This window comes from Psychrobium sp. nBUS_13 (genome assembly GCF_051201665.1).
In the GTDB taxonomy this organism is placed as follows: Bacteria; Pseudomonadota; Gammaproteobacteria; order Enterobacterales; family Psychrobiaceae; genus Psychrobium.
This window is the reverse complement of the sequence record NZ_CP179210.1, coordinates 1,875,597-1,899,259: the sequence shown is the minus strand read 5'-3', so window position 1 is coordinate 1,899,259 and position 23,663 is coordinate 1,875,597. Positions and strand designations below refer to the sequence as shown.

At 38.0% G+C, this 23,663-nt stretch carries 7 protein-coding genes and 2 pseudogenes; all 9 read right to left on the bottom strand.

Going from position 1 to position 23,663, the window contains the following annotated elements; all coding sequences use genetic code 11:
- Positions 1-91: 91 nt before the first annotated feature.
- A complete protein-coding gene (gene istB, locus ACMAZF_RS08595) occupies positions 92-865 on the bottom strand; it encodes an IS21-like element helper ATPase IstB (protein ID WP_435273981.1) in 774 nt (257 codons plus the stop codon).
- Entirely contained in the window at positions 862-1,887 is a 1,026-nt protein-coding gene (gene istA, locus ACMAZF_RS08590) for an IS21 family transposase (protein WP_435275661.1), read from the bottom strand. The genes istB and istA (ACMAZF_RS08590) overlap by 4 nt, the downstream gene beginning before the upstream one ends.
- Positions 1,888-1,975: 88 nt before the next feature.
- Positions 1,976-2,977, bottom strand: a pseudogene (istA, locus tag ACMAZF_RS08585) (IS21 family transposase); the annotation flags it as partial.
- 209 nt (positions 2,978-3,186) lie between these two features.
- Positions 3,187-4,632, bottom strand: a pseudogene (locus tag ACMAZF_RS08580) (IS1634 family transposase); the annotation flags it as partial.
- Between the two features lie 118 nt (positions 4,633-4,750).
- Complete coding sequence (locus ACMAZF_RS08575; RefSeq protein WP_435276948.1) at positions 4,751-4,906, bottom strand: hypothetical protein; 156 nt, start codon at positions 4,904-4,906, stop codon at positions 4,751-4,753.
- Between the two features lie 444 nt (positions 4,907-5,350).
- The gene (locus ACMAZF_RS08570; RefSeq protein ID WP_435277213.1) at positions 5,351-11,782 is read right to left on the bottom strand and encodes an Ig-like domain-containing protein; all 6,432 of its coding nucleotides are present in this window, start codon (positions 11,780-11,782) and stop codon (positions 5,351-5,353) included.
- A 71-nt stretch (positions 11,783-11,853) separates the two neighbouring features.
- Positions 11,854-19,233, bottom strand: coding sequence for an Ig-like domain-containing protein (locus ACMAZF_RS08565; protein WP_435276947.1), 7,380 nt, complete (start codon positions 19,231-19,233; stop codon positions 11,854-11,856).
- A gap of 363 nt (positions 19,234-19,596) precedes the next feature.
- The gene (htpG, locus tag ACMAZF_RS08560) at positions 19,597-21,516 is read right to left on the bottom strand and encodes a molecular chaperone HtpG (RefSeq protein WP_435276946.1); all 1,920 of its coding nucleotides are present in this window, start codon (positions 21,514-21,516) and stop codon (positions 19,597-19,599) included.
- A 180-nt stretch (positions 21,517-21,696) separates the two neighbouring features.
- A complete protein-coding gene (locus ACMAZF_RS08555) occupies positions 21,697-23,496 on the bottom strand; it encodes an acyl-CoA dehydrogenase C-terminal domain-containing protein (protein WP_435276945.1) in 1,800 nt (599 codons plus the stop codon).
- Between the last annotated feature and the right edge of the window lie 167 nt (positions 23,497-23,663).

Here is a 23,663-nt window from a genome sequence, read left to right as displayed (position 1 = left end):
AGTCAATATGTACGGTTACTTTCTTAACTGTCAACAACGGTTTAAAATTGACCCACTTTTTCAGTAATTCATCGATTGAAAACTGACCCAGTTAGTCTTGATAGGTATCAATAATACCCGCTTTTCTTTTTTCTCTTAATCGATAGCTTTCGCCAGTTAATTGCAACACATGAGAGTGATGTAGTACGCGATCTAACATGGCCGCTGTTAAAGTTGCATCATCTGAAAAGGCGCTCGGCCACTGTCCAAAGGGTAAATTGCTCGTTAGAATCAAACTGCCTTTTTCATAACGCTTGGCAATGACATTAAAAAATAGATTTGCTTCATCACGGCCAAATGGTAAATAGCCTATCTCATCGATGATTAGCAACCGAGGAGCAAGAATAGAGCGTTGCATGTAGCTTTTCAATTTTCCTTGCCGCTGTGCACTGCTTAGCTGAAGCATTAAATCTGCGGCACTGATAAAACGTGTTTTCTTGCGTTGCTCAATGGCTTTATAACCTAACGCAATGGCTAAGTGTGTTTTACCTGTACCACTTGGACCTAGTAAAATGACATTCTCACACCGCTCAATAAAGGCAAGCGAGCTTAGCTCCGTTATCGCTTTACGTGGTGCCCCTGTTGCAATCTTGAAGTTAAATTGGTCTAGTGTTTTGATGCTTGGAAAACCGGACATTTTTAGCATGATTTCTCGCGCCCGATCATACTTATTCTCTAACTCGCTAGTGAGGATCTGATACAAAAAGTCAGCATAACTACTTTCATTTTTGACGCATCGACTCGCAATGTTAGGCCAGTTGTTTTCTATATTTCTTAAATTGAGTTGCTCACATATTGAAGCGATTTGTTCATGTTGAATACTCATAGTTGCTCCAGTAGTTCACTGTAAACAGATATCGGGTGTTGATAGCATTCAATATCAATGGGCGCAATAAACGACACTAATGCGCTGCTCTTTAAATCCAAACTGCTGTGAAGTTTTTGTGGAAGCGGTTGTAAGTACGCCACTTCTTCATCAAGGAGGTATTGCGGCTTTTGTGCGGTCGTACCATGAATACGTTGGTGGGCGACATCGTTTAGCCATCCGCCAATTTTGCTATTGGCATTTGCACAATCTAACGATAAGCCCGCTTGCTTGAGCGTTGCATGCAGTGGTACAACAAAGCTATTCTTCAAGTAATGGTTAAATCGTTCAACTTTCCCCTTGGTTTTAGCACGATACGGCCGACATGCTTTGGGTTGAAAACCATATTCCTCAGCCAAATCAAGAAACGATTGATTCCAACGGTGCTTTCCTTCACCGTAAACATCGCGCTCAATAACTAATGCTTTAGCGTTGTCGCATAACACTTGTTTTGGAACGCCGCCAAAATAGTGAAATGCTTCCCTTAATCCATCCATCCATGCTTCTGTTCGCTCATGGTCATAAAAATAGACGTAGCAGGCTCGTGAATAGCCAAGGGTTGCCACAAACGCCTTAATGGTAAGCTTTCCGCGTTTAATCGTGGTGAAGTCTATTTGCATTTGTTGACCCGGACCGGTTTCAAATCGAACAATAGGCTCTGGTGTTAATTGCTTGAAAGCGGATAAATACACCCTGAGTTGCGTTATTCCACCTTGATAACCTCTAGATTTTATTTCTGACAACAAAACAACAGCTGGGATCCAGTGTGGTTTTGCAGCATTTATTCGACCTTGAATATACTCATGGAAGGGACTGAGTTTAGTCGGAGGTGAATGTCGTTTTGTATAATGAGGCACGTCATATCCTCTTAAATATTTACGCACAGTATTGCGCGATACGTTTAATTCCTTGGCAATGGCGCGAATGCTTTTGCCTTGTTTATGCAGGACTTTAATATCCACAAATAGCTCCTTCGTTAACATACCGTATCACCTAAAAATAAATAAATGATACATCGGTGGGTCAATTTTGGATCGATGTTAGTGGGTCATTTTTGCACCGTTGGTGACACTTAACCTGTGTGTAGATGTAAGGGGTTATAGGCAGTGGCTTTAAAGCGGGTTTATCGATCTCAATAAACTGTGATAACCGGCTCCCAGGCTGCTTTCTCATTGGCCTTTGATTTAAATCTGTGAGTAGTTCGCAGATCCTTTCATTGAGCTGACGTAGGCTAAAAAACGGTTCATGACGTAACTTGGCCATGATCCAGCGCTCAACTATTTGTACTGCGACTTCAGCCTTAGCCTTATCTTTGGGGCGATAGGGGCGAGCTGGAACGATGACAGTATTATAATGTGCTGCCATTTGTTGATACGTTGGATTGAGGTCTGGCTCATAACGACACGCTTTGGTGACACCACTTCTTAAGTTATCAGGGATGAGTAGTTCAGGCATTCCACCGAGAAACTCAAAGCAGCGAGCATGACTCATCACCCAGTCTTCAAGGCCTTGACTCCATGTTGCTTCGGCGAATGTATAATTGGAAGCGCCCATCACTGCAACAAATACCTGCGCTGTTCGGTACTCCCCCGTTGAACTATTGATGATATTCATTGTGGGGCCGCAGTAATCAATAAATAGCTTTTCACCGGCTTTATGATGCTGCCTCATTGATGGTTTCTGGCAGCCCAACCACGCTTTATACAGACGACAAAAATGATTGTAACTGTAATGGTTACCGGGGTTTCGCTGTGAGTGCTCCTCCCATAAGAGCTGTAGCGTCAGCGTTTTATGTTTTAGTTCTTTATAAATCACCGACCAATTGGGAACTGGTATTGATGCTTTAAGTTTGACCCTAGTCTTTAAGAACTCTCGATTAAGCGCCGCATCCGTCCATATTTCGGATAAAGGCCAGCTTGTGATCCCCATTTGTGCAGCTCGGTTTGCATAGCGAGACACTACTGAGGGCGAAATAGATAAGCTTTTTGCAACCTGACGATGGCTAAGTGAACAGCCGTATTTGAGCCGTAAGATTTCTTTTAATTTACGCATAGAAATAGGTACCGTAGACATAGTTATCCTCATCATCAAAATGAAAAGAATAACGGTAAAATGTACCTACAGAACAGAAGAAAGTTGATTAATTGAACAACAACATTATGTGAATTCATCAATAACATATGGAGCTAAAAGTGATCTCCATGAATGTTATTAGGTGATCTCGATGGATGTTATTGAGTGATCTCCATCGATGTTATTAGGTGATCTCCATGGATGTTAATATGCATTTGGTTTGGAATTGTCGCTTCAACTTTTTTCATATTCGCTCGCATTCGTCGTTGTGCAATAGAATATACAAGTAATGATAATGTCATTACCATCAACAGAGCATCGATTCTGCTTGGCTTTTTTATAAATAACGAAGAGACAAAAAACAAGGGATCTTTTAAAAATCTAAAGCCTCTTTCAACTTCCGATTGCGCCTTGTAATGTTTTAATATTTCTTCAGGTGAAAGTTCTTCTTCATCAATATTTGTTGCTAGAATGAAGCAAGATTTTTGCTCAACAGCCTGCTTGATTGCGATCGTGTTTTCTTCAATTTCAGCGTTTACTTGCCACTCTATACGCTTAACTTCAGCATCCTTTTTCGGGCGGCCTTTACCTTCATAAACTTTATGCTCTATATATTGAGTGTCGCTTATTTGATGATATTTCAGTTTTTTTCCTATTTTATCCGCTGCTCGTTGCGCATCAGTTTTACAAGCAAAGCGTTGCGCTTGTAGATGAAACAGCTCTTTTTCTACCTTAACTTTTGCTCGTTCAACTTGCCGTGTGATCGTTTTAGCAGCTCGATGATTAGCGGCACTTGAGTAAATCACAATCCATCGCTGCTTGATCCCCATATGCTCGACTTTTTTGACAACATATTGATAGTTAGCATTTATTTTCACCCATTGTTCGTCAGCTATTGATTCTGCGATTAATTCTTTCTCTAGCGCTATCGTTGAAGGAATAAGCGTGAGAAATTTTACCAGAGATAAAAATTCGGCATTAGCCTTATGATAAAGCTTACAGTCGGCCACAAGATATTTAGGCGCTGCGCTTTTTTTGAATTCGCTAACAAGTGCTTTGCTCCTTGCCTTAAAAATAGCGGTATCAGCACTATTGCCATCCCAGTTTTTACAGGCGAGAGGAACGCCACCATCTTGACTGACAATGATTTCTTGTACCACTTGCTTTAAATCAGGGCGGTGAGCTTTACTGTAACCATGAGTGATTTTAATAACATTGTCATCACTGTCTTCATCGTCAAAAGCGTATTCTCCCGTTAAAGAATGGCTGGTTGTATCGAGTGAGTTAAATTTTTTGTCTACACTTTCTAGCTCGCAAGCTTGCTGAGACACCAGTGAAAATAGACTTTCGCAGCCAAAATCAAAACACTGGTCTAGTGTGCGGCCTAATTTGTGACGATTAAAGTGCTCGGCTTTTACACCTTCTCGAAATAAATGCTCAAGCGGTAAGTTAGTAAAAAATTGGGGACTGAGAGATAAAGGACGGTTTGCAAAACCAAGTCCATTCATAATCATGCCTTTAACCGCTTCACCAGGTGTAATTTCTTGCTTTTCATCCTGAGGTAAATATTGATCCAATAAGGGGACTATTTGTAAGTCTTCAATTACACCTGCGACTATGCCGTGATGATCTAACCGTTTGATTTTTAAATTCATATATACCTCAAAGTTGAGGCGGTATTATATCAAATAGCCGAAAAATCAGTAACAAATTATCGGTTAAATTAAATCCAAATTTTTGATTTTGCTCTGATCAATGTCTGGTTAAAATTAACTAAAATGGCGTTGCTCTCAATCCTAATAGCCAGCTATTAGTCAATCGAGCGCCTTGTTTTAGCTGATTTTCACTACGCACAACAAGATCACTTACATAATGCAATTGGTATAAACCAATAGCTTGACCCGTTTCTTGCTCTCTAACACAGTACATACCAATTTCATCTGGATAGGTAGATAATGGGCCAGATGTTAAAAAGTGACGAGCGCTTGCGTCGTCATTAATACCAATTGCATGAAATATTTGCCCACTTGTACTTGTTAAAATGTAACTAAAATGGCGTTGCTCTCAATCCTAATAGCCAGCTATTAGTCAATCGAGCGCCTTGTTTTAGCTGATTTTCTCTACGCACAACAAGATCACTTACTTAATGCAATTGGTATAACATCACGTTCACCAATGTATTACTTAAAACTGGGTTGATTTAGTAATGAAATTAAAAAGTGGCTATCGGTATAATCCAATTGATTAATGATCAAACGAGTGGTTATTAGTTCCATAAATAGTTAGCACTACCCTGTCATAGAAAAATGAACTAATACCCTATCAAATTTATCAATTTAACAAGGTCTTAGTTCATTATACTGCAAGTCTATTTTACAAAATATCTTCGTCTAAATCGTCCATTTTTTGTGCTGGAATATCAGTACTTGAATGACTACCCGACGATATTAACAATGCGCCATCATTATTGTCACCAATCAAGTTACTAATAATTGAACTTGTATCAACTGTGCCATAGATTTTGGATAAATCTACACCATCTAAAACAATAGTAGATGATACATCATCATCGCCATTAGCGCTTATTGATATGGTTGTTCCACTCTCAGTAAAGTTAAAATCAAGATAGTTGTTAATGGTTTCTAGCGTTTCTCCAATAAGTAATTCTGACAGGTCTAATTTATCTACATTAGGATCAAAATTTAGAACAGTATCGGTGCCTAAATGCTCACTATTAAAGACAAAATTTTCATGTTCTAGAGTTGTCTCTTGTAGTGTATCGTCTAATCCATCAATAGTTGTTGTGTCATTATCTAACTCTTGATAAGTGAACCAAACATCGGCCATTTCATTCTCACTACCATCTATCCCTGTATAACTGCCCTGCTCTCCAATAATATTACCGTTGTCATTAATTGAACTGGTTGTTGAAGCCAGTGATATTTCTGACACGCCAGCGTCCTCTAAACTCATCATTTCATCGGCTTGTGTAATACCATCAGAGTTTCTGTCTTGCCATACTTGTAATTCATTATAGGCGTCATCATCACTATTTAGCACGCCATCGTTGTTTGAGTCTAAGTCCCGTAATGCATCATAGCCATCGTTGGCTTTAGTTCCATCATTTTTAAGTGTTTCTTCTCCAAATAATTCACTCCCATCATTTATAATGCCATCATTATTAATATCTCTAACTAACAAGCCATCATCTTCACCTACCCAGCCTGTAGTATCTTTATCTCCATCTGCATCAATATCAAATTTAACTCCTTCTTGTACACTTAGAGTTTCAACTCCATCACCATCTAAATCTAGTATTAAAGGAGTTGAAGAAGAGCTTGTTACAGCTTTAAACTCTATAACTTCTTCATATTCCTTACCTTGATCATCTGTAACTTTTACTCTTACTGAGTAATCTTCTTGTGATGAAGTATTATTTTTTAAAATAAGTTCATTATTATTACTTCCACCAATTTTAACGTGCTCATTATCTGTAGCACCATCTCCACCTACAAGCTCGTAGGTCCAAGAACTACTATCTGGATCGGTGGTATCTAAGGCAGCAACAAATGTATCAGCATCTTCATTTTCAAAAATAGTATACTTAGATTTTGATGCCATAGAACTTTCAAGATTAAGACTGTGGATGCCAGTTCCATTAAGGTACGATCCACCAACGAATTTATATTCTGAATCTAAATCTGCAAAATCTAATGACACATAAAATCTTACATTATTTTTTAAATATGTCACAACTCCTGTATCTTGATCTATATGAATTGATAATACATCATATGGTGTAAAGTCAATTGGATATTTGTTGTTGTAAGATTTACCATCAGCGGTACTTTCAGTTACATACACTTTTGAATCTTCTATATAAAATCCAAAATCTCTGATATAAGGTCCATAATTATTTGAAGCATTAGCAAGATTAAATCCCCAGTATCCATTATGACCATGTTCAGTAGAGAATGAAGCAGTCATTCCATCACTTGCCAAAATGCTCTCTTCAGAAAAAACTACCGTATTCCAGCTAGCTGAACCGGTTTTAATTATTTGACCTTCTTTACTAATATCGACATCAGAAAGGGTTCCTTTTATTGTTGGAGCACCTGAAATTATTTCAGAACTTATAATCTCATTTCCATCTGAATCTCTAAAAATAATATCTGTTGGAGCTTGGTATATTCCTACTTTAAACTCTATAACTTCTTCATATTCCTTACCATGATTATCTGTAACTTTTACTCTAGCTGAATAATCTTCTTGTGTTGAAGTGTTTTTTAATAAAATTAGTTCATTATTATTAGTTCCACCAATTTTAACAGCAGCATTATCTGTAGCACCATCTCCACCTACAAGCTCATACGTCCAAGAAGTACTATCTTTATCTATGGTACCTAAAGAAGTAACAAATGTATCAGCATCTTCATTTTCAAAAATAGTATATTTAGATGATGCCATAGAATTTTCAAGATTAAGACTGTTGATACCAGATCCAGTAAGGTACGATCCACCAACGAATTTATATTCTGAATTTAAATCTGCTGTAACTTTTGAAATATGCATTATATGATTATTTTTTAAATACGTCACCTCACCTGTATCTTTATCTATATTAATTGATAATACATCAGATGGTTTATAGTCAAATGGATATTTGGTGGTGTAAGATTTACCATCAGCGGTACTTTCAGTTACATACACTTTTGAAGCACTTATATAAAACCCAAAATCTCTGATATAAGGTTCATAATTATTTGAAGCATTAGCAAGATCAAATCCCCAGTATCCATTCTCTCCACGTTCACTAGAGAATGAAACAGTCATTCCATCACTTGCCAAAATGCTCTCTTCAGAAAAAACCACCGTCTTCCAGCTATTTGGACCGGTTTTAATTATTTGACCTTCTTTACTAATATCGACATCAGAAAAGGTTCCTGTTCCTGTTATTGTTGGAGCACCTGAAATTATTTCAGAACTTATAATCTCCTTTCCATCTGAATCTCTAAAAATAATATCTGTTGGAGCTTGGTTTATCCCTACTTTAAACTCTATAACTTCTTCATATTCCTTACCATGGTTGTCTGTAACTTTTACTCTTACTGAGTAATCTTCTTGTGATGAAGTATTATTTTTTAAAATAAGTTCATTATTATTACTTCCACCAATTTTAAAGTGCTCATTATCTGTAGCACCATCTCCACCTACAAGCTCGTAGGTCCAAGAACTACTATCTGGATCGATGGTATCTAAGGCAGCAACAAATGTATCAGCATCTTCATTTTCAAAAATAGTATACTTAGATTTTGATGCCATAGAACTTTCAAGATTAAGACTGTTGATGCCACTTCCAGTTTCAAACATTCCACCAAAAAATTTATATACTGAATCTAAATCTGCTGTAACTTTTGAAGTATAAATTACATGACTATTTTTTAAATACGTCACCTCACCTGTATCTTTATCTATATTAATTGATAATACATCAGATAGGTTAAAGTCACTGGTGAATTTGTTAACCTCATTTTCACTTACATACAATTTGTTACCATCTATATTAAACCCAAAATCTCTGTCATCAGGTCTGGCCGAAAAAGTAGCAAGTTTATTAAATCCCCAGTATCCATCAGAACCCGTTCTACCAGAGAATGAAACAGTCATTCCATCACCTGCCAAAATGTTCACATCAGAATAAACGAACATATTCCATTTACGATCACCGGTTTTAATTATTGTACCTTCTTCACTAAAATCGGCTTGATCAGCGATGCCAGGAGGAATTAGCATTGCTGGAGCACCTGACATTATTTCAGAACTTAAAGTAAGCTCATCTCCATTTGAATCTTTTAAAATAATATCTGTTGGAGCTTGGTTTTCTACTGTATGCTCTGAAAGTACTGTTGCTGATATTGGATTTCCTGCAACATCTGTTCCTGTTGCTGTCACTGTAAAATCAAGATCGGCTAGTAAATCAGTTGTAGCTACATCCACTGACCATGAAGTATTGTCAGAATTTACTGTTCCTGAATAATCAGTCCCATTAACAGTAAATGTAATGGCATCACCTGCACTTAATTCTCCTGTAACAGTTCCTGTAACAGCAGTAGGTGTAACTCCAGATTCTGCTAAATTTATAATATCATCTGACGTTATAGGATTAACTGTGACAGTTCCTTCTCCTATAGTATCGATTGTTACATCTATCCCAGTAGATTTATCTGATTCATTACCAGCTATATCTGTAATACCTGCTGTTATATTATGCGTTCCATCTGATGTTAATGCAGTACTAACAGTTACATTGACTTTTCCTGCTAGTACGTCAGCGCCATCAAGAGTTTTACTTCCAATTTCAGCACCAGCTGCATTATAAAGTTTAACCATATCTCCAACAACTACATCAGTTTTATCAAAATTAACTGTGAAAGTTGGTGTATTAATATTAGTTATATCATCTGTCGAACTACTTCCTGTATCTGAAGCAACAACTAAATCAGGTGCATTTGTTGGTGCATCTGGTTTATCCGTATCTACTGTATGCTCTGAAAGTACTGTTGCTGATATTGGATTTCCTGCAACATCTGTTCCTGTTGCTGTCACTGTAAAATCAAGATCGGCTAGTAAATCAGCTGTAGCTACATCCACTGACCATGAAGTATTGTCAGAATTTACTGTTCCTGAATAATCAGTCCCATTAACAGTAAATGTAATGGCATCACCTGCACTTAATTCTCCTGTAACAGTTCCTGTAACAGCAGTAGGTGTAACTCCAGATTCTGCTAAATTTATAATATCATCTGACGTTATAGGATTAACTGTGACAGTTCCTTCTCCTATAGTATCGATTGTTACATCTATCCCAGTAGATTTATCTGATTCATTACCAGCTATATCTGTAATACCTGCTGTTATATTATGCGTTCCATCTGATGTTAATGCAGTACTAACAGTTACATTGACTTTTCCTGCTAGTACGTCAGCGCCATCAAGAGTTTTACTTCCAATTTCAGCACCAGCTGCATTATAAAGTTTAACCATATCTCCAACAACTACATCAGTTTTATCAAAATTAACTGTGAAAGTTGGTGTATTAATATTAGTTATATCATCTGTCGAACTACTTCCTGTATCTGAAGCAACAACTAAATCAGGTGCATTTGTTGGTGCATCTGGTTTATCCGTATCTACTGTATGCTCTGAAAGTACTGTTGCTGATATTGGATTTCCTGCAACATCTGTTCCTGTTGCTGTCACTGTAAAATCAAGATCGGCTAGTAAATCAGCTGTAGCTACATCCACTGACCATGAAGTATTGTCAGAATTTACTGTTCCTGAATAATCAGTCCCATTAACAGTAAATGTAATGGCATCACCTGCACTTAATTCTCCTGTAACAGTTCCTGTAACAGCAGTAGGTGTAACTCCAGATTCTGCTAAATTTATAATATCATCTGACGTTATAGGATTAACTGTGACAGTTCCTTCTCCTATAGTATCGATTGTTACATCTATCCCAGTAGATTTATCTGATTCATTACCAGCTATATCTGTAATACCTGCTGTTATATTATGCGTTCCATCTGATGTTAATGCAGTACTAACAGTTACATTGACTTTTCCTGCTAGTACGTCAGCGCCATCAAGAGTTTTACTTCCAATTTCAGCACCAGCTGCATTATAAAGTTTAACCATATCTCCAACAACTACATCAGTTTTATCAAAATTAACTGTGAAAGTTGGTGTATTAATATTAGTTATATCATCTGTCGAACTACTTCCTGTATCTGAAGCAACAACTAAATCAGGTGCATTTGTTGGTGCATCTGGTTTATCCGTATCTACTGTATGCTCTGAAAGTACTGTTGCTGATATTGGATTTCCTGCAACATCTGTTCCTGTTGCTGTCACTGTAAAATCAAGATCGGCTAGTAAATCAGCTGTAGCTACATCCACTGACCATGAAGTATTGTCAGAATTTACTGTTCCTGAATAATCAGTCCCATTAACAGTAAATGTAATGGCATCACCTGCACTTAATTCTCCTGTAACAGTTCCTGTAACAGCAGTAGGTGTAACTCCAGATTCTGCTAAATTTATAATATCATCTGGTGTTATAGGATTAACTGTGACAGTTCCTTCTCCTATAGTATCGATTGTTACATCTATCCCAGTAGATTTATCTGATTCATTACCAGCTATATCTGTAATACCTGCTGTTATATTATGCGTTCCATCTGATGTTAATGCAGTACTAACAGTTACATTGACTTTTCCTGCTAGTACGTCAGCGCCATCAAGAGTTTTACTTCCAATTTCAGCACCAGCTGCATTATAAAGTTTAACCATATCTCCAACAACTACATCAGTTTTATCAAAATTAACTGTGAAAGTTGGTGTATTAATATTAGTTATATCATCTGTCGAACTACTTCCTGTATCTGAAGCAACAACTAAATCAGGTGCATTTGTTGGTGCATCTGGTTTATCCGTATCTACTGTATGCTCTGAAAGTACTGTTGCTGATATTGGATTTCCTGCAACATCTGTTCCTGTTGCTGTCACTGTAAAATCAAGATCGGCTAGTAAATCAGCTGTAGCTACATCCACTGACCATGAAGTATTGTCAGAATTTACTGTTCCTGAATAATCAGTCCCATTAACAGTAAATGTAATGGCATCACCTGCACTTAATTCTCCTGTAACAGTTCCTGTAACAGCAGTAGGTGTAACTCCAGATTCTGCTAAATTTATAATATCATCTGACGTTATAGGATTAACTGTGACAGTTCCTTCTCCTATAGTATCGATTGTTACATCTATCCCAGTAGATTTATCTGATTCATTACCAGCTATATCTGTAATACCTGCTGTTATATATCTGTAATACCTGCTGTTATATTATGCGTTCCATCTGATGTTAATGCAGTACTAACAGTTACATTGACTTTTCCTGCTAGTACGTCAGCGCCATCAAGAGTTTTACTTCCAATTTCAGCACCAGCTGCATTATAAAGTTTAACCATATCTCCAACAACTACATCAGTTTTATCAAAATTAACTGTGAAAGTTGGTGTATTAATATTAGTTATATCATCTGTCGAACTACTTCCTGTATCTGAAGCAACAACTAAATCAGGTGCATTTGTTGGTGCATCTGGTTTATCCGTATCTACTGTATGCTCTGAAAGTACTGTTGCTGATATTGGATTTCCTGCAACATCTGTTCCTGTTGCTGTCACTGTAAAATCAAGATCGGCTAGTAAATCAGCTGTAGCTACATCCACTGACCATGAAGTATTGTCAGAATTTACTGTTCCTGAATAATCAGTCCCATTAACAGTAAATGTAATGGCATCACCTGCACTTAATTCTCCTGTAACAGTTCCTGTAACAGCAGTAGGTGTAACTCCAGATTCTGCTAAATTTATAATATCATCTGACGTTATAGGATTAACTGTGACAGTTCCTTCTCCTATAGTATCGATTGTTACATCTATCCCAGTAGATTTATCTGATTCATTACCAGCTATATCTGTAATACCTGCTGTTATATTATGCGTTCCATCTGATGTTAATGCAGTACTAACAGTTACATTGACTTTTCCTGCTAGTACGTCAGCGCCATCAAGAGTTTTACTTCCAATTTCAGCACCAGCTGCATTATAAAGTTTAACCATATCTCCAACAACTACATCAGTTTTATCAAAATTAACTGTGAAAGTTGGTGTATTAATATTAGTTATATCATCTGTCGAACTACTTCCTGTATCTGAAGCAACAACTAAATCAGGTGCATTTGTTGGTGCATCTGGTTTATCCGTATCTACTGTATGCTCTGAAAGTACTGTTGCTGATATTGGATTTCCTGCAACATCTGTTCCTGTTGCTGTCACTGTAAAATCAAGATCGGCTAGTAAATCAGCTGTAGCTACATCCACTGACCATGAAGTATTGTCAGAATTTACTGTTCCTGAATAATCAGTCCCATTAACAGTAAATGTAATGGCATCACCTGCACTTAATTCTCCTGTAACAGTTCCTGTAACAGCAGTAGGTGTAACTCCAGATTCTGCTAAATTTATAATATCATCTGACGTTATAGGATTAACTGTGACAGTTCCTTCTCCTATAGTATCGATTGTTACATCTATCCCAGTAGATTTATCTGATTCATTACCAGCTATATCGGTAATACCTGCTGTTATATTATGCGTTCCATCTGATGTTAATGCAGTACTAACAGTTACATTGACTTTTCCTGCTAGTACGTCAGCGCCATCAAGAGTTTTACTTCCAATTTCAGCACCAGCTGCATTATAAAGTTTAACCATATCTCCAACAACTACATCAGTTTTATCAAAATTAACTGTGAAAGTTGGTGTATTAATATTAGTTATATCATCTGTCGAACTACTTCCTGTATCTGAAGCAACAACTAAATCAGGTGCATTTGTTGGTGCATCTGGTTTATCCGTATCTACTGTATGCTCTGAAAGTACTGTTGCTGATATTGGATTTCCTGCAACATCTGTTCCTGTTGCTGTCACTGTAAAATCAAGATCGGCTAGTAAATCAGCTGTAGCTACATCCACTGACCATGAAGTATTGTCAGAATTTACTGTTCCTGAATAATCAGTCCCATTAACAGTAAATGTAATGGCATCACCTGCACTTAATTCTCCTGTAACAGTTCCTGTAACAGCAGTAGGTGTAACTCCAGATTCTGCTAAATTTATAATATCATCTGGTGTTATAGGATTAACTGTGACAGTTCCTTCTCCTATAGTATCGATTGTTACATCTATCCCAGTAGATTTATCTGATTCATTACCAGCTATATCTGTAATACCTGCTGTTATATTATGCGTTCCATCTGATGTTAATGCAGTACTAACAGTTACATTGACTTTTCCTGCTAGTACGTCAGCGCCATCAAGAGTTTTACTTCCAATTTCAGCACCAGCTGCATTATAAAGTTTAACCATATCTCCAACAACTACATCAGTTTTATCAAAATTAACTGTGAAAGTTGGTGTATTAATATTAGTTATATCATCTGTCGAACTACTTCCTGTATCTGAAGCAACAACTAAATCAGGTGCATTTGTTGGTGCATCTGGTTTATCCGTATCTACTGTATGCTCTGAAAGTACTGTTGCTGATATTGGATTTCCTGCAACATCTGTTCCTGTTGCTGTCACTGTAAAATCAAGATCGGCTAGTAAATCAGCTGTAGCTACATCCACTGACCATGAAGTATTGTCAGAATTTACTGTTCCTGAATAATCAGTCCCATTAACAGTAAATGTAATGGCATCACCTGCACTTAATTCTCCTGTAACAGTTCCTGTAACAGCAGTAGGTGTAACTCCAGATTCTGCTAAATTTATAATATCATCTGGTGTTATAGGATTAACTGTGACAGTTCCTTCTCCTATAGTATCGATTGTTACATCTATCCCAGTAGATTTATCTGATTCATTACCAGCTATATCGGTAATACCTGCTGTTATATTATGCGTTCCATCTGATGTTAATGCAGTACTAACAGTTACATTGACTTTTCCTGCTAGTACGTCAGCGCCATCAAGAGTTTTACTTCCAATTTCAGCACCAGCTGCATTATAAAGTTTAACCATATCTCCAACAACTACATCAGTTTTATCAAAATTAACTGTGAAAGTTGGTGTATTAATATTAGTTATATCATCTGTCGAACTACTTCCTGTATCTGAAGCAACAACTAAATCAGGTGCATTTGTTGGTGCATCTGGTTTATCCGTATCTACTGTATGCTCTGAAAGTACTGTTGCTGATATTGGATTTCCTGCAACATCTGTTCCTGTTGCTGTCACTGTAAAATCAAGATCGGCTAGTAAATCAGCTGTAGCTACATCCACTGACCATGAAGTATTGTCAGAATTTACTGTTCCTGAATAATCAGTCCCATTAACAGTAAATGTAATGGCATCACCTGCACTTAATTCTCCTGTAACAGTTCCTGTAACAGCAGTAGGTGTAACTCCAGATTCTGCTAAATTTATAATATCATCTGGTGTTATAGGATTAACTGTGACAGTTCCTTCTCCTATAGTATCGATTGTTACATCTATCCCAGTAGATTTATCTGATTCATTACCAGCTATATCTGTAATACCTGCTGTTATATTATGCGTTCCATCTGATGTTAATGCAGTACTAACAGTTACATTGACTTTTCCTGCTAGTACGTCAGCGCCATCAAGAGTTTTACTTCCAATTTCAGCACCAGCTGCATTATAAAGTTTAACCATATCTCCAACAACTACATCAGTTTTATCAAAATTAACTGTGAAAGTTGGTGTATTAATATTAGTTATATCATCTGTCGAACTACTTCCTGTATCTGAAGCAACAACTAAATCAGGTGCATTTGTTGGTGCATCTGGTTTATCCGTATCTACTGTATGCTCTGAAAGTACTGTTGCTGATATTGGATTTCCTGCAACATCTGTTCCTGTTGCTGTCACTGTAAAATCAAGATCGGCTAGTAAATCAGCTGTAGCTACATCCACTGACCATGAAGTATTGTCAGAATTTACTGTTCCTGAATAATCAGTCCCATTAACAGTAAATGTAATGGCATCACCTGCACTTAATTCTCCTGTAACAGTTCCTGTAACAGCAGTAGGTGTAACTCCAGATTCTGCTAAATTTATAATATCATCTGGTGTTATAGGATTAACTGTGACAGTTCCTTCTCCTATAGTATCGATTGTTACATCTATCCCAGTAGATTTATCTGATTCATTACCAGCTATATCGGTAATACCTGCTGTTATATTATGCGTTCCATCTGATGTTAATGCAGTACTAACAGTTACATTGACTTTTCCTGCTAGTACGTCAGCGCCATCAAGAGTTTTACTTCCAATTTCAGCACCAGCTGCATTATAAAGTTTAACCATATCTCCAACAACTACATCAGTTTTATCAAAATTAACTGTGAAAGTTGGTGTATTAATATTAGTTATATCATCTGTCGAACTACTTCCTGTATCTGAAGCAACAACTAAATCAGGTGCATTTGTTGGTGCACCGTGCATTTGTGGTGCATCTGGTTTATCCGTATCTACTGTATGCTCTGAAAGTACTGTTGCTGATATTGGATTTCCTGCAACATCTGTTCCTGTTGCTGTCACTGTAAAATCACTATCGGCTAGTAAATCAGTTGTAGCTACATCCACTGACCATGAAGTATTGTCAGAATTTACTGTTCCTGAATAATCAGTCCCATTAACAGTAAATGTAATGGCATCACCTGCACTTAATTCTCCTGAAACAGTTCCTGTAACAGCAGTAGGTGTAACTCCAGATTCTGCTAAATTTATAATATCATCTGGCGTTATAGGATCAACTGTGACAGTTCCTGCTCCTATAGTATCAATAATGACAGAAAATGGGGGGCTTAACTCACCGATGTTGCCAGCTTTATCAGTTTGTTGAGAAGTGAATTGATGCTTGCCCTCACTCAATGGTATTGTGATTTGATGTTTCCATTCCCCTTGCCCATTAGCCGTAACAATCGCTATCGAGTTACCGTCTTGATCAAAGATCTCTATTGATGCACCGGACTCGGCATTTGTTCCTTTGATAAGAGGTAAAGCGTCATTGGAATAATCATTCGATTCCAAGGTAATATCGTGCGAACTTGCATCATCAATTAATTTAAAAGTGGCAATTTGTGGCGCATTGACATCGAATGTAAATTCAATTGCATCACTGGTTGCAGACACGTTACCGATTTTATCAATAACGTTTGCTTCAATAACATACAAACCATCAGCGGTTGAAGCTGTTAAAATTGACGACCTAAGATCAATAATCTTAAATCCATCTTCAATTTCTTTTTGGCCGATATTGACTAAGGCAACGATCGACGCACCACCATTTTGTGGCGTTAATTCAAACTTTACATCGTCGCCAACTCGTGTGCCTTGTGGCAGTGATACAGTAAAAGGAACAGCATCGCCATTTTGAACAGAATCATAGTCAGCTTTATTGATGTATGAATCGCCAGAGGCCACTGAAACTTCGATCAAATTGGCAACTGGTTTCTCATCAGTCCCGTTTATCCCAGCCTTTTCACCAGGCGCGAGCGTGTCGACAATAACTTCAAACTTTTCACTGCTGCTGCTCTTATTACCAACTTCATCCGTTATATAGGCGTGGATATCTAACGTTTGTTCGCCACTTAAATCATGGTTATTAAAATTGATTGCAACGTTATTTGTATCTAAATCTTCTTGGGTGATGGTATGAGTGATTGTTTCGAGAATACCATCGGCATTTTCAAGAACGATGGCAAGTTGATCCTGAATCAAAACACCAGAGGGTAAGGTAATTTCTACATCTAAGCCATTACTCAATTCCGACTTGTCGACACCAAAATTGCTTGATTCAGGAACGTCAATTGTCGGGGCACTTGGCGCTACGGTATCGACAGTTACATTAAGTCCATTACTTCGAGCGCTTGTATTTCCTGCAGGATCCGTTAATTCAACACTAATTTCATAATCACCATCGTTTGCAAAATATAACGGCGCAATATCAATTTGTAATTGCTCGCCTGCAACTACGGATTCTAAAATAGGAACAAGTATTGAATTCTCTTGTGCATCTGTATTTATAAAGACTTTTATAAAATCGCCGATCTCAACGCCATCTCCCATGGTGACGAATAGCGTAGTAACAGAATCAAAAGATTCGGCGTTAAGACCTTGTACTATGACTTGGTTAACATTCAAGCTTGGCGACTTGCCAATTTCGTAATCGCTGGTAAATTGGAATGTATCACTGATTGATGAGTCATTTCCCGCAATATCTGTCACGATGGCAGTAACAGAGAAGTCCCCTTGATTGGCTAATAGGAGGGCAGATTCAATCTCAAAATTGACGAACCCTGTACTCAACTGGCTATCATCGACGACAATGGACAATGGTTTTACAACACCATTAGGTAACGTTAGGGCCAGTGATACGGTATCACCAGCATTCGTCCCGCTTGGAAGTCTTACGACAATAGCTGTTCCATCGCTGGCTTCTTCCAAATTTAGTCCGGAATTAGCTTCTTGTACCTCAATAATCGGTGCGCTATAAATATCGCCATTTTGGCCAGGAGCGATGGTATCTACTGTAAACGTCGAAATATCAGCAAGGTCAGATTTATTCCCTTTAGCATCAAATAAATATATTTCAGGGGAAACGCTACCTTGGACATTACCGCGCGGAATGTTTACGCTAAACTCTCGTTCTGACAGCATTTCAGGAGATATATCAAATCGAATCCCGTCAACTTTAAGGTAATCTCCAATCTCTAGGTCATTATCAGCAATGGTGATTCGATAGCTAATGGTGTCTGCATTACCTATTTCCTGTTTATTGAGAATGCCATCTCCATTAGTATCTTGACTTAAGCTAACGATTGGTTTTTCTGGCGCAATGGTATCTAGTGTTGTTCCTTGGTGGATAACAGCTGTTGTTTGCCCGTTTTCGATGACCTTTACCGATAATTGAATAAATCCTTGAGGTAAGTTCTTCAGCTCAGACGTAGAAAGCACTAAAGAATACTTTCCGTCAATAATACTGACGTCTTTAAAAACTTCACTGGTGAAAAACAAGGCTGAAAATTCTATTTGAATTGATGAGGCTGGATGATAATCAGTCACCGTACCCGATATAGTAATTTTACCGTCAACTACTGATAGACTAGGATCTGTTATCGTAAGTTGGGGAGAGTAAGTGGTTTTAAGAATTGACGAGACAGGGTTGCGATTAAGATTTTCTGAAAAGTCTTCTGCGTTATTAACAGCCTCTGCCTGAATTAACCCAGGCGCTTTAATCACCGCGGTGTCATTTCTTAATGATGCCAAAAACTGAGTGACATGATTGGCCAACACACTGTCTCCAGCGGCGGTTTCAATTTCAATTGCTTTATCTAGCAACTCAAGATCATTATCCGACAGAAACAGGAGTTCAAGCTCCTCATTTTGTACTGGCGTAACTTCAACTTGTGAATTCAATACAGGCTCAATGACAGCCTGACTCCCATCCAAATAAATAACCGTAAACTGCGAATCAGGAGAAAGTACTAGTACAGTGCCAGCATCTAATACTTGACCGACTTTAATTGCTTGATTAGTTGCTTCGTTGACGGCAGTTTTTTCAACGCTAATGATCATTGCGTTTTGTGGAATGACGAAGTTACTCATGAGGTGAATCCTTTACTAAGTAATAAATACTAATTTAAAATCAATAATTTATACACAATTCACTTCATCATGTTTATCGCTTATTAGTTCTAAATCAGCTTATTTAATAAATCCTCCAAATTAATAAGTACGGCGAAATAGGTCATTTCATCTTATTAGGTAGTATCACATTTGGCAGCTGTGGATTTATTGTTAAATTTAACAGTAAGTTAAATGTACAGTCTCTGCTCTCGTAGTGCAATAAATTAGAGTAAAAATAAGCAGAATGGATTAGATAACCGCCTGTTTTAATCTAAAAACTCATCCGATAAAAAAAGCCACTATCGGCTAACCAATAGTGGCTTTTTCAATCAAAAAATTTGATTATTTTGACTTAGCTAAATCTAACATCAATTCATTCATTTTGTTAATGAAGCCAGCTGGATCTTCAATCGAACCACGCTCAGATAATTGAGCTTGACGATATAAGACATCAACCCATTTTTCAAAACGCGCATCGTCTTGCTCTTCAGCCAAATGTTTAACTAAAGTGTGCTCTGGGTTGTACTCAAAGATAAATTTCGTTTGAGGTACTGGCTGACCAGCAGCTTCCATCAACTTTATCATTTGGCTCGTCATATCTTGACCATCTGACACAATACAGCTTGGCGTATTGGTCAAACGATGAGAAACACGTACATCTTTAACTTCTTCACCCAATGCCGCTTTAATGCGCTGAGTTACAGATTCTAATGATTTCTCAACTTCTTCTTGCTTAGCTTTAGTCTCTTCATCAACATCACCTAAATCTAAATCAGATTTAACCACCGATTGGAACGATTTCTCATTGTATTCAGTTAAATGACTCATTAACCATTCGTCAATGCGATCTGACATCAGCAAAACTTCAAAGCCACGAGCACGTAATTGCTCAAGATGTGGGCTGTTTTTAGCTGCTTGGAAGCTATCTGCAGTAATATAGTAGATTGCATCTTGACCTTCAGCCATGCGAGAAATGTAATCTTCTAGTGAAACGTTTTGTTCTTCAGTGTCATTGTGTGTTGACGCAAAGCGCAATAGTTTTGCAATAGCTTCTTTGTTGGCTGTATCTTCGGCTGGACCTTCTTTAAGTACTTGACCAAATTCTTTCCAGAATGACTGATACTTATCGCTATCTTTCTTGCCCATTTTATCAAGCATTTGTAGCACACGTTTAGTACATCCACTGCGCATTTGCTTAGTTACACTATTTTCTTGCAAGATTTCACGTGATACGTTTAACGGTAAATCGTTAGAATCGACTAACCCTTTAACAAAGCGTAAGTACGTTGGCATAAATTGCTCAGCGTCATCCATAATGAAAACACGTTGTACGTATAGTTTTAGGCCACTGTTGCCTTCACGGTTATACATATCCCATGGAGCTTTAGCTGGAATGTATAATAAACTTGTGTATTCTAGTTTACCTTCAACTTTATTATGTGCCCAAGTCAGCGGATCTTGAAAATCGTTTGCGACGTGCTTGTAGAATTCTTGGTAGTCGTTATCTTCAAGTTCAGATTTACTTAATGTCCATAATGCAGTCGCTTTGTTAATAGCTTCCCAATGTGCAGGAACTGCTGGTACATTGTCACCCTCTTCTACTTCAACTTCAGCAACTTCTTCTTTGAACATTTCAACGCTAACTGAAATGTGATCAGAATATTTGCCGATAACTTGCTTAAGACGGTAATCATTTAAGAATTCATCTTCTTCTTCATTTAAGTGAAGAATGATTTCAGTACCACGTTCTTCTTTTTCGATGTCAGTTAAATCGAAACTGCCCTTGCCTTCTGATTCCCAACGTACGGCTTGGTCACTGCTCTCACCCGCTTTACGTGTGTTAACAACAACTTTGTTAGCAACAATAAATGCTGAATAAAAACCAACACCAAACTGACCAATTAATTGACTATCTTTCGCTTGGTCGCCAGACAGGTTTTCAAAAAATTCCGCTGTGCCTGATTTAGCAATCGTACCTAAATGATTAATGACATCATCACGAGACATACCGATGCCATTATCGCTAATCGTAATCGTACGAGCGTCTTTATCGAAGCTAATGCGAACACGAAGATCACCGTCACCTTCATAAAGGCTATTATCTTCTAACGCTTTAAAACGTAATTTGTCGGCAGCATCTGCTGCATTTGATACCAATTCACGAAGAAAGATTTCTTTATTTGAATACAGTGAATGGATCATCAATTGTAAGATCTGGGTTACTTCCGTTTGAAAGCCGTGAGTTTGTGTTGTTTCTGACATGCTTAACTCCAAAATTTAATATCATCATTATGCGTATTTAAGTAAAGGTAACGTACGCTTAGCATTAGTTATGGGGGTAGCAATATTCTTTTCAACTCAATGAAAGAAAAAAACTGCTATTTTTTGCGAGATATAAAAAAACCGAGCACGAAGCTCGGTTTTTAGTAATGACGTAGTCATCTAAAACATATCATTAGGCATTGCCATCATCGAACTAACACCTGCCTTTATGGATTTTGCGAAGGCGCATTGTTTTGGTAACAAGCGTGCGAAAAAGAACTCTGACACTAATAGTTTATTCTCTAGGTATGGGTTATCACTACTACCCTGAGCATTAACAACACTTGTTGACGTTAAGCACCACATGTAAGCACATGCGGCGTAGCCAAATGCATTCAAATAGTCAACAGCATTGCCATTGAGCTCGTTGCCGTCACTTGCGCGTTCCAACACAATGCTAGTTAATTCATCAAGCGTGTCCATTGCCTGCTCAAGTTCATGATACATTGCTACTAATCTTGTATTAGTAGCTAGTTCACCTTGATTAAAGTCAGCAATATTTGCACGTACCTCTTGACTGAATATTTCATAATCCTTACCGCCATTGGCAGCGACTTTTCGGCCAATTAAATCAAGCGCTTGAATTCCGTTGGTGCCTTCATAGATTTGAGCAATACGCACATCGCGCACTAGTTGCTCCATGCCCCATTCTCTAATATAACCATGGCCACCAAATACTTGCTGTCCAAGTACGGTTGATTCTAAGCCTAAGTCTGTAAAAAATGCCTTAGCAACTGGTGTAAGCAACGCTACTAGACTATTAGCCTTCTTTACATCTTGTTGATTGTCACTAAATTTCGCAATGTCTAATTGCTTTGCTATATAGAGTGCAAATGCACGGCTTCCTTCATTATTCGCACGAGCGGTTAGCAGCATGCGTCTAACATCGCCATGAACGACGATAGGATCAGCTGCTTTTGATGCATCACGTAATTGTCCAACTCCTTTACTTTGCAGGCGCTCTTTTGCATATTGTGCAGCACCTTGGTATGCCATTTCACCGCAACCAATGCCTTGAATACCAATTGATAGACGCTCATAGTTCATCATAGTAAACATACAGGCAAGACCTTTATTAAGCTCGCCGACTAAATAACCTTTCGCACCATCAAAATTCATCACACAAGTCGCTGACGCTTTGATGCCCATTTTATGCTCAATAGAGCCACATGACACGTTATTAGCATGAGTAGATTGACCATTTTCAACGATTAACTTTGGCACTAAAAATAGTGAAATGCCCCGTGCACCATCGGGCGCATCTGGCAATTTAGCAAGGACTAGGTGAATGATATTTTCGGTTAAATCGTGTTCTCCACCCGTAATGAATATCTTGGTACCAGTCACATCATAACTACCATCGTTATTTGGTACTGCTTTTGTTTTAATAAGCCCTAGATCGGTCCCGCTGTGTGGCTCGGTCAAACACATTGACGCTGACCAATGCCCACTATACAAATTTGGTAAATAGGTTGTCTTTAACTCTTCGCTACCATGAGCGTTTAATGCTAAACAAGCGCCCGCAGTCAATGTTGGATACAACGTAAATGAGCTATTAGCGGCATACATCATTTCATCAAATAGAACACCAAGCATTTTCGGCATTCCCATGCCACCATAATCAGCCTCGCCACATAGCCCGCCCCAACCACCTTGCGCAAATGTATAAAATGCAGCCTTAAACCCTGCCGGTGTGGTGACTTTGCCGTCTAACCAATTAGCACCTTCTTCATCGCCGCTGCGATTGAGAGGAGCCACTAAATTACTGGCAAGTTTTCCACCTTCTTCAAGAATTGCTTGCGCGGTATCGATATCAACAGCATCCGCCAATGCTGGAATATTTTGCCATAACTGTTCAACGTTAAAGACATCTGAGAGAAGGAAATTCATATCTTCTAATGGTGGGGTAAACTCGGTCATGGCATTTTTCCTATTATTATTAAACGGCAATTTTAAACATACGTTTAAATATATAACAAAAATTCAAAGAGGTGAATATGCGATTGCAGATTATTCATTAAACTTTAGTATTTCTCTTGCGAGTGACAGTATTTAGATACAAAAATGTATGGTCCGCCTCGTTATTG

Coding starts and splice junctions, on each gene's coding strand:
- ACMAZF_RS08555 (WP_435276945.1), bottom strand. CDS start 23,496: ATGACCGAGTTTACCCCACCATTAGAAGATATGAATTTCCTTCTCTCA.
- htpG (WP_435276946.1), bottom strand. CDS start 21,516: ATGTCAGAAACAACACAAACTCACGGCTTTCAAACGGAAGTAACCCAG.
- istA (WP_435275661.1), bottom strand. CDS start 1,887: ATGTTAACGAAGGAGCTATTTGTGGATATTAAAGTCCTGCATAAACAA.
- istB (WP_435273981.1), bottom strand. CDS start 865: ATGAGTATTCAACATGAACAAATCGCTTCAATATGTGAGCAACTCAAT.
- ACMAZF_RS08565 (WP_435276947.1), bottom strand. CDS start 19,233: ATGAGTAACTTCGTCATTCCACAAAACGCAATGATCATTAGCGTTGAA.
- ACMAZF_RS08575 (WP_435276948.1), bottom strand. CDS start 4,906: ATGTACTGTGTTAGAGAGCAAGAAACGGGTCAAGCTATTGGTTTATAC.